This window comes from Ancalomicrobiaceae bacterium S20 (assembly GCA_040269895.1).
GTDB lineage: Bacteria > Pseudomonadota > Alphaproteobacteria > Rhizobiales > Ancalomicrobiaceae > Methyloraptor > Methyloraptor flagellatus.
This window is the reverse complement of record CP158568.1, coordinates 3,442,665-3,455,905: the sequence shown is the minus strand read 5'-3', so window position 1 is coordinate 3,455,905 and position 13,241 is coordinate 3,442,665. Positions and strand designations below refer to the sequence as shown.

Here is a 13,241-nt window from a genome sequence, read left to right as displayed (position 1 = left end):
AGGCGTCCGGTTTGGACCGACGCGGAGGCGTCCTTCTTGCGGCCGGATCAGAGTCCCAGCCGCGGCCGGCGGATCTCGTAGAGCATGACGGCGGTCGCGATCGCGAGATTGAGGCTGTCGGCCCGGCCCGCCATCGGGATCTTCACGACATGGTCGCAGAGCTCGACATAGGCGTCCGGCAGCCCCGACTGCTCGTTGCCCATCAGCAGCACCACCGGCTCGGGATAGGCGATCGACCGGTAGTCGACCGCGCCCTTCAGGTGGGTGCCGACCACCGGCACCCGATGCTTGGCCTTCCAGGCGGCGAACTCGGCCATGGTGCCGGCGGCCAGCGGGACATGGAAGATCGAGCCCATCGTGGCGCGGACGGCTTCGAGCGCGAACGGATCGGTCGTGTCGCCGATCAGGATCGCGCCGGTCGCGCCGACGCTGTCGACGGTGCGCAGGATGGTGCCGAGGTTGCCCGGGTCCTTGATGCCCTCGAGCGCGACCCAGACCGTGGTGCCGCTGGGATCGATGTCATCGAGAGACAGGAGCCGCTGTTCGAACGCTGCGACGACCATCTGCGGATTGTCGCGCCGGGAGATCTTCACCAGCACGTCGTCCGAGACTTCCACGACCAGCGCGCCGCAGGCACGCGCGGCGTCCGCGATGCGCCGGACCATCGGTTGCTCGCGCACCTTGACCGCATGCACCAGCGTGCGGATCGGCCAGTTCTGCTCGATCGCGTCGGCGACCAGTTTCAGTCCCTCGGCGAGGAACAGCCCGGTCTCGGCGCGTTCCTTCTTGGAGTGCAGCCCGCGCAGGTCCTTGACCAGCGGATTGGAGAGGCTGGTGACCTCCTTGGCCGGCGCAGGACCGGCGTCCGGCCGAGCGGAGCGCGCCGGAGCGTCGGCTCCGCGCCCGTCATGCGGCGCCCCCGCGCCGGGCTTTGCGCCGGCATTCGGGCCGGGCCGCGGTCCGCCGCCGCCCTTGGAGCGACGATAGAGCCCCGTCGGTGCCTTGCTCATCGTCCGCCCTCCGGCTCCCAGCGCGTGAACAGCGAAGTCGCCAGCCGACGGCCTTCGCCTTCCTCGACGAGCAAGAGCTCGCCCGACCGGCAGCGGCCGCCGAGCGGGGCGAAGATCTCGTGCATCAGCTCATGGAACGACACGAAGCTCGCCCGCATCGCATAGACGGTCAGGATCACGAACAGCGGGTCGTCCGAGACCAGCGCCTTGACCGCGTCGAGCATGCCGGGCAGGTGCTCGAACAGCTGCCAGACCTCGCCGTTCGGCCCGCGCCCGTACTTGGGCGGATCGAGGATGATCGCGTCGTAGCGGCCGCCGCGGCGGACCTCGCGGGCGACGAACCGGCCGGCGTCCTCGCAGATCCAACGGATCGGCAGATGGTCGAGCCCGGACAGCGCCTGATTCTCGCGCGCCCACTGGATCGCCTTCTTTGAGGCGTCGACATGGGTGACCTCGGCGCCGGCCTCGGCCGCCAGGATCGAGGCGAGGCCGGTGTAGCCGAACAGGTTGAGCAGTCGCGGCCGGCGTCCCTCGGCGGAAGGGAGCGCGGCGACGCGGGCGGCGATGTCGGCGCGCATGGCGCTCCAATGCGCGGCCTGTTCCGGAAACACGCCGACATGGCGGAACGACGTGAACCGGCAGGAGAACCGCGCCGGGCCGAACCGCATGGTCCAGCTCTCGGGCAGCGCGCGGGCGAAGCGCCAGCGGCCGGGGCCCTCCTCTTCGACATCGCCGGTGAAGACGGCGTCGGCGGCGTCCCACTCGCGCATGGGCAGGCGCGGCGACCACAGCGCCTGTTCCTCCGGCCGCACGACGCGCATGCCGCCATAGCGCTTCGAGCTTGCGGCCGTGGCCGCTGTCGATGAGCGCATAGTCGTCCCAGCCGGCGGTTTCCAGGATCGCGGGCAGGATCGGACCGGCCGGCGCGGCGGGCCGCAGGATCGGCGCGAGGATCTCCGCGACCGGAGTGTCGCGACCAGGCAAGGGCCGAGGCGGCTTTTCCGGTGTGGCAAAAGTCCTTCCGGATTTTTGCGTAGCATCCGGCGCCGCCGGCCGGCGCGCATCGGGTCCGGTCGGCTTGCGCGGGCCCGTCGAGGCGGATTTGGCGGAGGCGGGGTCAGCGGGCTTGCGCCCGGACGGGGGACGGCGGGTCTTCATGCGCGACAGTTGGCCGATCCCCGGCGCTGGGTCAATGGTTCGACAACAACGCGTGAGCGTGGCCGCTCGGCTTCGACTTGTTCTAATTTATATGGCGACATGCGCTGCCCGGGGGTTGCCAAGCGCCGCCGCGGGCGATCAACTGTCCGCCGCTACAGGGGAACTGTGCAGACGGCCGGTGGCGAAGGGAGAGCGCCGCACGAGCCGTCATGTCCGCGCGACGGACGCCGAGGATGTTTCGGCCGGCAGACGATCGGCGGCAACGACTTCGAGGGAGGAAGTTCGAATATGGAGATGTCGGGCGAGTACCGGATCCCGGCCCCGCGCGAGCGGGTGTGGGCGGCCCTCAACGATCCGGAGATCCTGAAGGCCTGCATCCCCGGATGCCAGGAACTGACGATGGAGACCCCGACCGACATGGCGGCCAAGGTGGTCGCCAAGATCGGTCCGGTGAAGGCGACCTTCGCCGGCAAGGTCAAGCTCGAGAACATGAATCCGCCCGAGGGCTACACGATCTCGGGCGAAGGCCAGGGCGGTGTCGCCGGCTTCGCCAAGGGCGGCGCGGACGTCAAGCTGACCCCGGACGGCGACGGCACGATCCTCGCCTATCACGCCAAGGCCCAGATCGGCGGCAAGCTCGCCCAGCTCGGCGCGCGGCTGATCGATTCCACCGCCAAGATGATGGCCGATCAGTTCTTCGGCAATTTCTCGGCGATGGTCGGTCAGGCGGCCGCGGCCGAAGCGGCGGCGTCTGCTCCGGCGGGCGAAGCCTCGGCCGAGCCGGTGCTGCCGGTGTCGGACGCGGGCGCGCCCGCCGCCGCGGCGATCCCCGCGTCGACGTCGACGCCGGTGATCGCACCGGCCGCGTCCCGGTCGTCCGCCGCCCAGTCGTCCGCCCCGCAGACCGCGGGCTCCGGCGGCTCGGGCCTGCCGCAATGGGTCTGGATCGCCGGCGCCGTCGTGGTCGCGCTGATTCTGGCCAAGGCCCTGTTCTGATCCGAACCTTTCGGCCGCGACGCCTCGACCTTGTGTTGGAGGCGCCGCGCCGCCGTTTTGCCGCCGGCATTCGATCCGGGCGGCGCGAAACCCACTCGCGAACCTCACCCGCGCTCCGACCGACAGACGCGGAAGGCACTTCCAAGGGAGGAAGGTATGGCACTCGTAAAACTCACGGTGAACGGCAAGCCGGTCTCGGCCGAAGTCGAGGACCGGACGCTGCTCGTCCATCTGCTGCGCGATCATCTCGGGCTCACCGGCACCCACGTCGGCTGCGACACCTCGCAGTGCGGCGCCTGCGTCGTCCACATCGACGGCCGGGCGGTCAAGTCCTGCACGGTGCTCGCGGCGCAGGTCTCGGGCGCTTCGGTCGTCACGATCGAAGGTCTCTCGAAGGGCGACGAACTGCATCCGGTGCAGGTCGCCTTCAAGGAGAACCATGGCCTGCAGTGCGGCTTCTGCACGCCCGGCATGATCATGACCTCGGTCGACATCATCAATCGTCACGGCGCGAGCCTCGACGAGGCGACGGTGCGCCACGAGCTCGAGGGCAACATCTGCCGTTGCACCGGCTATCACAACATCGTCAAGGCCGTGCTCGACGCCGCCTCGAAGATGCAGGTCGCCACCGCCGCCGAGTGACGGCGGTCGCGTGACGACGAGCGCATAGGACGACAGGCGCACGTGGTCGGCCCGCGGATGCCCGCCGGGGAGGGCGGCGAGCATCGAGAGGCGTGAGGCCGATGGCGTCTCGGGTATCGGCGTCCGGTGGGTGCATCGCGCATCGATCGGGCGACACGGGACCGAGAGGCCCCGCGCGCAACGGACGTCAGCTCCCAAGGGGGCAAACGAGGTACGAGGCCAGGACGGACGACAAGGGGGGCGGCGCAAGGACGCGCGAACCCCGGCAAACACCGGCGAACCAATCGCCGGAACGCGACACTCGATCTTCTCGGGAGGAAGACGATGGGTACTGAAGGGATCGGACAGCGCGTGCTCCGCAAGGAGGACAAGCGCTTCATCACCGGCAAGGGCAAGTACACCGACGACATCAAGCTGCAGGGCATGACGCATGCGCATTTCGTGCGCAGCCCGCATGCTCATGCGCGGGTCAAGTCGATCGACACCTCGGCGGCGGAAGCCATGCCGGGTGTGATCGGCGTGCTGACCGGAACGCAGCTCGTCGGCGACAAGATCGGCAACATCATCTGCGGCTGGATGATCCACTCCAAGGACGGTAGCCCGATGCGCATGGGCGCGTGGCCGGCGATGGCGCCGGAGACCGTGCGCTGGGTCGGCCAGGCCGTCGCGGTGGTGATCGCCGAGACCAAGAACCAGGCCCGCGACGCCGCCGAGGCCGTGGTTGTCGACTACGAGGAACTGCCGGCCGTCGTGCAGGTCCAGGACGCGATCGCGCCGGGCGCCCCGCAGCTTCACCCCGAAGCGCCGGGCAACCGCGTGTACGACTGGTCGATCGGCGACAAGGCCGCGACCGACGATGCCTTCGCCAAGGCCGCCAAGGTCGTGTCGATGGACATCACCAACAACCGCCTCGTGCCGAACCCGATGGAGCCGCGCTCGGCGGTGGCCAACTATGACGAGGCCGAGGACCACTTCACGCTCTGGACGACCTCGCAGAACCCGCACGTCGCCCGTCTCGTGCTCTCGGCCTTCTACAATGTCGCGCCGGAGAACAAGCTGCGGGTGATCGCCCCCGACGTCGGCGGCGGCTTCGGCTCGAAGATCTACATCTATCCGGAAGAGATCGTCGCGCTCTGGGCCTCCAAGAAGGTCGGCCGGCCGATCAAGTGGACGTCGGATCGCACCGAGGCGTTCCTGACCGACGCCCATGGCCGCGATCACGTGACCAAGGCCGAAATGGCCTTCACGGCGGATCACAAGATCCTCGGCCTGCGCGTCCACACCTACGCGAACTTCGGCGCCTACATGTCGCTGTTCTCGTCGTCGGTGCCGACCTACCTCTATGCGACGCTGCTGTCCGGCCAGTACGTGATCCCGGCGATCTATGCCGAGGTCGACGGTGTCTACACCAACACCGTGCCGGTCGACGCCTACCGCGGCGCCGGCCGCCCGGAGGCGACCTATCTGGTCGAGCGCATGATGGAGACCGCCGCGCGCGAGCTCGGCGAGGATCCGACCGCGCTGCGCCGGAAGAACTTCATCACCTCGTTCCCGTACCAGACGCCGGTCATCATGACCTACGACGCCGGCGACTATAACGCCTGTCTCGACGCGGCGTTGAAGGCGATCGACTATGCCGGCTTCCCGGCGCGCAAGGCCGAGGCCAAGGCGCGGGGCAAGCTGCGCGGCATCGGCTTCTCCTGCTACATCGAGGCCTGCGGCATCGCGCCGTCGAAGGCGGTCGGCTCGCTCGGCGCCGGTGTCGGCCTGTGGGAATCGGCCGAGGTGCGCGTGAACCCGGTCGGCACGGTCGAGATCCTGACCGGCTCGCACAGCCATGGTCAGGGCCACGAGACCACCTTCGCCCAGCTCGTCTCCGAGCGGCTCGGCATCCCGGTCGATCAGGTGTCGATCGTGCACGGCGACACCGACAAGGTGCAGTTCGGCATGGGCACCTACGGCTCGCGCTCGGGCGCGGTCGGCATGTCGGCGATCTCCAAGGCGCTCGACAAGGTCGAGGCCAAGGCCAAGAAGATCGCCGCGCATCTGCTCGAGGCCGCCGAAGGCGACATCGTGATCGAGAACGGCGAGCTGAAGGTCGCCGGCACCGACAAGAAGATCGCCTTCGCCATGGTCGCGCTCAACGCCTACACCGGCCACAATCTGCCGGACGGCATGGAGCCGGGCCTCAAGGAAGGCGCCTTCTACGATCCGACCAACTTCACCTTCCCGTCGGGCACCTATGTCTGCGAGGTCGAGATCGATCCGGATACCGGCAAGACCGAGGTGGTGAACTTCGTCGCCGCCGACGACTTCGGCCGGATGATCAATCCGATGATCGTCGAGGGTCAGGTCCATGGCGGTCTGGCGCAGGGCATCGGTCAGGCGCTGCTCGAAGGCACCGTCTATGACGAGAACGGCCAGCTGGTGACCGCGTCCTACATGGACTACTGCATGCCGCGCGCGGACGACCTGCCGTCCTACAAGCTCGAGCACACCACGACCCTTTGCCCGGGCAACCCGCTCGGCATGAAGGGCTGCGGCGAGGCCGGCGCGATCGGTTCGCCGCCGGCGGTGATCAACGCGATCACCGATGCGCTCGGCATTCGCGACATCGCCATGCCGGCGACGCCGGAGAAGGTCTGGGCCGCCATCAACATGCGCCAGGCGGCCGAGTGATCCAGCGCAGGACGGCGCGGATCGCGCGCCGTCCTGCTCTTCGTTCTCATCGGGTGAGCCGGACGAGCGTCACCCGGACATCGAACCGGAGGAAGAGATGTACTCCACGACCTACCACCGTCCGTCGAGCCTCTCGGAGGCGGCGAGCCTGCTGACGGGCGCGTCCGACGGCAAGTATCTCGCCGGCGGCCAGACCCTGATCCCGACCATGAAGCAGCGGCTCGCCGCGCCGACCGACGTCATCGACGTGACGAAGATCCCGGATCTCGCCGGCATCACCGTCACCGCCGACGCCGTCGTCATCGGGGCCGCGACCAAGCACTTCGACGTCGCCAATTCGGCCGCGGTGAAGAACGCCATCCCCGCGCTCGCCAAGCTCGCCTCGGGCATCGGCGATCCGCAGGTGCGCTACATGGGCACGATCGGCGGCTCGATCGCCAACAACGACCCGGCCGCCGACTACCCGGCCGCCGTGCTCGGCCTCGGCGCGACCGTGATCACCGATCGCCGCTCGATCCCGGCCGAGGACTATTTCCAGGGCATGTTCACCACCGCCCTGGAAGACGGCGAGATCATCAAGGCGGTGTCGTTCCCGATTCCGGCGCGCGCGGCCTATGCCAAGTTCCCGAACCCGGCCTCGCGCTATGCGCTCGCGGGCGTGTTCGTGGCGAAGGGCAAGGACGGCTCGGTGCGGGTCGCGGCGACCGGCGTCAGCGAAGGCGGCGTGACCCGCTATGCGGAGCTGGAGAACGCGCTGTCGGCCAACTTCTCGGCCGATGCGCTCGCCAATGCCGCGGTGTCGCCGGACGGCATCCTGAGCGACATTCACGGCTCGTCGGCCTATCGCGCCAACCTGATCGTGGTCATGGCCCGCCGCGCCGTCGCGGCCGCCTGATCGCAGGGGCGAGGACGAGAGAACGCGACGGATCGGCATGATCCGTCGCGTTTTCATTTGAGGACGGTGCGCGTGTCCTGATGGGGCGCCGGGCACCATGCGACACGCTGCACCGGCTTTTGTGGGACGGTCAGGTCCGGACGACCCCGCCGGCGGCCGCCAGCGCTTCGGGCGTATCGAGATCGAGCGCCACCGCCGCGCCGATTTCGACCTCGACGACCGCCTCCGGATAGCCCTGGATCACCTGCCGCGCGCCGATGTCGCCCTCGACGCGTGCGAGATCGTCGAAGAAGCGCCGCGCGATCACGACCGGATTGCCGCGCTTGCCGCCGTGGGTCGGCACCACGATCAGCTGCCCCCGCTCGGGCGCATAGGCCTCGATGAGCTTGTCGATCGTTGCGCTCTCGATCGCCGGCATGTCGCCGAGACAGACGATGGCGGCCTCGGCGTCCTCCGGCACGGCGCCGAGCCCCGCCTTCATCGAGGTCGACAGCCCCTGCGCGAAGGCCGGATTCGAGACGAAGGCGATCGGCAGATCGGCCAGCGCGGCGCGCACCGTCGGTTCCATGTGACCGGTGACGACCGTCACCGAGGCGGCGCGGCTGCCGAGGGCCGCTTCGGCGGCGCGGCGGACCAGCGGTTTGCCGTCGATCTCGGCGAGGAGCTTGTTCGGCCCGCCCATGCGCGACGACCGGCCGGCCGCCAGCACGATCGCGGCGATCCGGCGCTTGGACGGTTCATGTGCCTCGACCGTGCCGCCGCGCGGCGCCGGGCGCGAGACGATATCCATCAGGAGACCGCCGACACCGAGTGAGGTGATCTCGGCCGGCCTGACCGGCAGGTCGGCGATCAGGCGCGACAGCACCCAGTCGAAGCCGTTCTCCTTCGGGCTGCGCGCGCAGCCGGGCGCGCCGAGCACGGCGACGCCATCGACATCGCCGAGCATGAGCAGATTGCCCGGATCGACCGGCATGCCGAAATGGTGCACGACGCCACCGGCGCGGTCGACCGCGGCCGGGATCACGTCGTGGCGGTCGACCACGGCGGACGCGCCGAACACCACGACGAGATCCGCACCATCTTCCTCAATCGTTGCGCGGATCGCGTCGGCGACCGCCGCCTCGTCATGGGCGACCCGCCGGTCGCCGACGATCGCCGAGCCCGAGGGTGCCAGCCGATCGGCGAGAATGGTCAAGGTCTTGTCGATCACCGACGGCTTCAGGCTCGGCAGCAGCGACGAGACCACGCCGACCTTGCGCGGCCGGAACGGTGCGATCCGCACCAGCGGCCCGCGCGCCCGGATCGCGGCGACGGCGGTCTCGACGGTCGCGCGCGGCAGGGCGAAGGGGATGATCTTCACCGTCGCGACCATGCGGCCGGGCTCGGCGACCGCAAAGGCCGGCAGGGTCGCGAAGGTGATGCCCGGATCGGCGCCGTTGAGCGCGTCGATGCCGGCGCGATCGACGACCAGCACACCGGCCGCCTCGGCATGCAGGTTCGAGCGCCCGGTCGCCGGCGCCTCGATCGCGACGCCCGGTCCGGCGAGCGCGGCCGCGATCAGTCCGGCGGCCTCGTCCTCGGTCAGATCGTCCGGCTCGACCCGCGCCGCGACGATGGTCGCGATGCCGGCCGCGGCGAGATCGGCGATGTCGGCGCGGTCGACGACATGGCCCTTGCGCAAGGTCCGGTCGGGCAGCTTCACCGCATGGGCGACGAGCGCGCCGAGTGCCGCCTCGACCGCGACGGGGCCGAATTTCATGCCGCGACGTCCCGTGTCCGGGTCGCGGCCGCCTCGGGCCGCTTGCGGAGCGCCTCGATCACTTGCGCCAGCACCGCGACGGCGATCTCGGCCGGCGACTGCGCGCCGATGTCGAGCCCGATCGGCGCGGCGATGCGCCCGATCGTGGCCGGATCGAGCCCAAGTGCCGTCAGCCGCTCGACCCGTTTGGCGTGGGTCTTCCGGCTGCCGAGCGCGCCGACGTAGAACGAGCCTGCCTTCAGCGCCTCGGCGAGCGGGAAGTCATCGATCTTCGGGTCATGGGTGACGGCGGCGAGGGCCGTGTAGCCGTCGAAGGCGAGACGAGACGGGATCACGTCCTGCGGCCATTCGGCAAGGAGATTGGTGCCTTCGAAGCGCTCCGGCGTCGCGAAGGCAGTGCGCGGATCGATCACAGTGACGTCGAAGCCGGCCATGCGCGCCATCGGGCCGAGCGCCTGCGAGATGTGCACCGCGCCGATGATCACGAGCCGCGGCGGCGGCACCTGCACGGTCAGGAAGAACCGCCCGTCGGGCGTTTCGATCGTGCCCGATTTCGCCGTGCGGAACCGGGCCGCCAGCTCGCCGGCGAGCGGATCGGCACCGGCGAACTCGGCCTCGCGAACGAGCCGCGCCGCGCCGGTCCCGAGATCCGTGACGACGATGGCCGCGCGCCGCGCGCGGCGTTCTTCGTTGAGGGCGGCGAGAAGCGCGAGATCCATGGGAGGTCCGATCGGAGGAGGGGAAGCGGGTTGGAACCGGCCGGGCAACCCGGCCGATCTGAGCCTTAGTTGACGCGCTCGACCCAGACGGCGATGCGGCCGCCACAGGACAGGCCGACGCGCCAGGCGGTCTCGTCGGCGACGCCGAACTCGAGCATGCGCGGCGCCCCGTCCTCGATCACCTCGGTCGCCTCCGCGACGACCGCGCCCTCGACGCAGCCGCCGGAGACCGAGCCTTCGAAATTGCCGTCCGCGTCGATGACCAGATGGCTACCGACCGGCCGCGGCGCCGATCCCCAGGTCTCGACCACGGTCGCAAGCGCCACGGCGCGGCCCTCGCGCCGCCAAGCCTCGGCGGTGCCGAGCACGTCCTTGGTCGAGATATCGGTCCCAGTATCCATGGCGGCCTCCCGTGAACTGTCGGGAAGAATATAGGCCCGCACCGATCCGCGAAACAGGGCCGCGACCGATCGCATGGCTCGGTCGCGGCGTGCGCCGACCGAGAACTCCGAGTGGCGCATGAATTTGTATGCAATAGAGGATTAATGGGCAAAAAATAAGCAAAAAGCCAGTTGCATGCAAAATGGCCGATCGTCCGTCCCGGCGCGAGCCGGGGCCGACAAGCGGGGCAGAACGATAACCCATTGAAAAGTGGGAGAGGATCTCGGCGGCCAGTCGCCCGCGACCGTGCGTCGCCTCTTCTCTCGCCGCTGGCACATGGCTTGCTGAAGCTTGGCAGATCCACGCGACAGCAGGAGCCCCGCGTCATGGCAGATCGCCGTTCGATCCTTCCGACTCGCCGTCACGTTCTCGCCGCCGGTGTCGCGGCGGCGGCGACCCTGGCGCGCCCGGCCATACTGCGCGCCGAGACGCCGAAGATCCGGATCGGCTTCTGGCCGATCGCCGGCGGCCTGCCGCTCTATACCGGCGTCGAGACCGGCCTCTTCAAGAAGGCGGGCCTCGATGTCGAGGCGGTGAAATTCGCCAGCGCCACCCAGGTGGTCGAGGCGATGATCGCCGGCCGCATCGAGGGCTCGGCCAACGGCACCGCCTCGGCCGCGATCGGCCTCGGCGAGATCACGTCGCCGGGTCTCGCCAAGATCTTCTGCTCCAACCCGAGCAACAAGACCTACTGGCTCGACGAGATGATCGTCGCCGAGGGCAGCCCGATCCAGTCGATCGCCGAGCTCGCCGGCAAGCGCGTCGCCTCCGGCCCGGGCATCCAGAACGTCACGCTCGCCAAGGTGATCCTGGAGAAGAACGGCATCAAGGATCCCAAGGTGATCGAACTGCCGATCGGCCAGCATGTGCCGGCGCTCGCGGCCGGCCAGGTCGACGCCGTCTACACGCTCGAGCCCACCGGCACGATCGGCCGGATGAAGAAGGCCGCGCGCGTGCTCGAATACGGCGTGATCTCGAAATATGTGCTCGGCGACGAGAACCTGCCCTGGTTCGGCGGCAGCGCCTCGCTGACCAGCGCCTTCCTCGCCGCCCAGCCGGCGCTCGCCACCAGCTTCGTCGCCGCCTATTCGGAGGCGGTCGCCATGGTGTCGACGAAGCCGGCCGAGGTCCGCAAGTACCTGAAGGGTTACACCAGCATCGAGGAGGACCTCGTCGGCGAGGTGCCGTTGCCCGGCTTCAAGCTCGCCAGCGATTTCTCGCCGACCGACGTCAAGGCGTTCCAGGACTTCTTCGACGTCTTCGCCGCGCGTGGCATCTTCAGCCGCAAGGTCGACGTGTCGGCCATGCTCTACAAGGCATGACGGCCATGGAGAGGATCGACACCAAACGCCTGCTGCCGCTGATCGGCCCGCTTCTGTTCTTCGCCGTCTGGTGGGGTGCGGTCGCCTTCGGCCTCGTCAACAAGGTGCTGTTCCCGTCGCCGTTCGAGACGCTCGCGCATCTGGGCCAGTCGATCGGCAACGGCGCCATCCTGGTCGATCTCGGCGCGACGCTGTTCCGCACCGGGCTCGCCTTCGTGATCGCCGCCGCGATCGGCGTGCCGCTCGGCATCGCGCTCGGCGCCGCCGAGCCGGTCTATCGCAGCGTCGAATTCCTCATCGACTTCTTTCGCTCGACGCCGTCGAGCGCGCTGATCCCGCTGTTCCTGCTGATCTTCGGCATCACCGACGCCAACAAGATCGCCATCGCGGCCTTCGCCGCCGTGCTGGTGATCCTGTTCAATTCGGCCTACGGCGTCATGAACGCCCGCAAGACCCGCATCCTCGCCGCGCGCGTCATGGGCGCCAACGCCTTCCAGATCTTCAAGGACGTGCTGATCTGGGACAGCCTCTCGCAAACCTTCGTGGGGCTCCGGACCGGCGTCTCCATGGCGCTTGTCATCGTCATCGTCGCGGAGATGTTCATCGGCTCGGAGACCGGCCTCGGCCACCGCATCATCGACGCCCAGCAGGTCCTCAACGTCAAGGACATGTACGCCTCGATCCTGGTGACCGGCGCGCTCGGCTATCTGCTCAACCTCGCGTTCCTCCTGATCGAGAAGCGCTTCATCCATTGGAGCGGCAAATGACGGCCCCCGTGTCTTCGCCGGCGCTGCCGGTCCAGCTCCAGCGCGAGCGCACCCACATCACGGTTCGCGGCCTGTCGAAGGCGTTCCAGGGCTCAGCCCTCTATCAGAACTTCGATCTCGACCTGCCCGAAGGCCGGATCGTCTCGATCTTCGGCCCGAACGGCTGCGGCAAGTCGACCCTCATGAACATGATCGCCGGCCTGATCCCGGTCGATGCGGGCAAGATCCTGTTCGACGGCAAGACGCTGAAGCAGACCGTGATCGGCTACGTGTTCCAGCAGTATCGGGAAGCGCTGTTCCCGTGGATGCGGGCGATCGACAACATCGCCTATCCGCTGCGCCGCGCCGGCCTCGGCAAGGCGCAGGTCAAGGCACGGGTCGAGGAACTCGTCTCGGAATTCGAGATCCGCTTCGACCTCAATCGCTACCCCTATGAGCTTTCCGGCGGCCAGCAGCAGACCGTCTGCATCATGCGCGCGCTGGCGCCGAAGCCCGAGGTGCTGTTCCTCGACGAGCCGTTCTCGGCGCTCGACTACGAGATGACGCTGTTCATCCGCGAGAAGCTGCAGGACGTCTACCTGAAGACCGGCGTGACCATGGTCATCGTCAGCCACGACCTCGAGGACGCGGTCTATCTCTCCGACCGCATCCTGCTCCTGACGCGCCGGCCGACCCGCATCGCCGAATACATGACCTTCGACATGCCCCGGCCGCGCACGCCGGAATCGATGGCCGACCCGCGCTTCGTCGCCGCCAAGGCCAAGGCGCTGGAGATCTTTCAGCGCGAGGTCAGGGCCTGAACGGTCGGCGCGGCGGCGCGCTTTCTCACAAATGAGAACGCCCGGTCTTGCGA

At 68.8% G+C, this 13,241-nt stretch carries 11 protein-coding genes and 1 pseudogene; 7 read left to right on the top strand and 5 right to left on the bottom strand.

From position 1 onward, the window contains the following. Positions 1-47 precede the first annotated feature (47 nt). Positions 48-1,010, bottom strand: coding sequence for an RNA methyltransferase (locus ABS361_15680; protein ID XBY43517.1), 963 nt, complete (start codon positions 1,008-1,010; stop codon positions 48-50). Next, positions 1,007-2,168: pseudogene (locus ABS361_15675) on the bottom strand (class I SAM-dependent methyltransferase). The gene ABS361_15680 and the pseudogene ABS361_15675 overlap by 4 nt, the downstream one beginning before the upstream one ends. 288 nt (positions 2,169-2,456) lie before the next feature. On the opposite strand from ABS361_15675, the gene ABS361_15670 reads away from it, so the two are divergent. The 4 genes from ABS361_15670 to ABS361_15655 all read left to right on the top strand — a co-directional run bounded on the left by ABS361_15670 (position 2,457) and on the right by ABS361_15655 (position 7,380). Beyond that, entirely contained in the window at positions 2,457-3,164 is a 708-nt protein-coding gene (locus ABS361_15670) for a carbon monoxide dehydrogenase subunit G (protein ID XBY43516.1), read from the top strand. 156 nt (positions 3,165-3,320) lie between these two features. Continuing rightward, entirely contained in the window at positions 3,321-3,806 is a 486-nt protein-coding gene (locus ABS361_15665) for a (2Fe-2S)-binding protein (protein XBY43515.1), read from the top strand. A gap of 324 nt (positions 3,807-4,130) precedes the next feature. Then, positions 4,131-6,485: a xanthine dehydrogenase family protein molybdopterin-binding subunit gene (locus ABS361_15660; protein ID XBY43514.1), complete on the top strand. Its 2,355-nt coding sequence runs from the start codon at positions 4,131-4,133 to the stop codon at positions 6,483-6,485. A gap of 97 nt (positions 6,486-6,582) precedes the next feature. Further along, entirely contained in the window at positions 6,583-7,380 is a 798-nt protein-coding gene (locus tag ABS361_15655) for a xanthine dehydrogenase family protein subunit M (GenBank protein ID XBY43513.1), read from the top strand. Positions 7,381-7,510: 130 nt separating this feature from the next. On the opposite strand, the gene ABS361_15650 is transcribed toward ABS361_15655, so the two are convergent. From ABS361_15650 to ABS361_15640, 3 genes are all read right to left on the bottom strand, one after another. Next, positions 7,511-9,139 carry a molybdopterin-binding/glycosyltransferase family 2 protein gene (locus ABS361_15650; protein ID XBY43512.1) on the bottom strand — a complete coding sequence of 543 codons (1,629 nt, stop codon included), beginning with the start codon at positions 9,137-9,139 and terminating at the stop codon, positions 7,511-7,513. Further along, positions 9,136-9,858, bottom strand: a complete 723-nt coding sequence (locus ABS361_15645; GenBank protein ID XBY43511.1) for an XdhC family protein — start codon at positions 9,856-9,858, stop codon at positions 9,136-9,138. Before ABS361_15645 ends, ABS361_15650 begins: the two co-directional genes overlap by 4 nt. A 65-nt stretch (positions 9,859-9,923) precedes the next feature. After that, positions 9,924-10,259, bottom strand: coding sequence for an XdhC family protein (locus ABS361_15640; protein XBY43510.1), 336 nt, complete (start codon positions 10,257-10,259; stop codon positions 9,924-9,926). Positions 10,260-10,625: 366 nt separating this feature from the next. Here ABS361_15640 and ABS361_15635 point away from each other — a divergent pair, with 366 nt between their 5' ends. Genes ABS361_15635 through ABS361_15625 form a run of 3 tightly spaced genes read left to right on the top strand, consistent with a single transcriptional unit; the run spans position 10,626 to position 13,188 of the window. Then, positions 10,626-11,621, top strand: coding sequence for an ABC transporter substrate-binding protein (locus ABS361_15635; protein XBY43509.1), 996 nt, complete (start codon positions 10,626-10,628; stop codon positions 11,619-11,621). A gap of 5 nt (positions 11,622-11,626) precedes the next feature. Then, on the top strand, positions 11,627-12,388 hold the full coding sequence (locus ABS361_15630; GenBank protein XBY43508.1) for an ABC transporter permease: 762 nt from the start codon (positions 11,627-11,629) through the stop codon (positions 12,386-12,388). Then, positions 12,385-13,188: an ABC transporter ATP-binding protein gene (locus ABS361_15625; GenBank protein XBY43507.1), complete on the top strand. Its 804-nt coding sequence runs from the start codon at positions 12,385-12,387 to the stop codon at positions 13,186-13,188. Before ABS361_15630 ends, ABS361_15625 begins: the two co-directional genes overlap by 4 nt. The last annotated feature ends 53 nt before the right edge of the window (positions 13,189-13,241 follow it).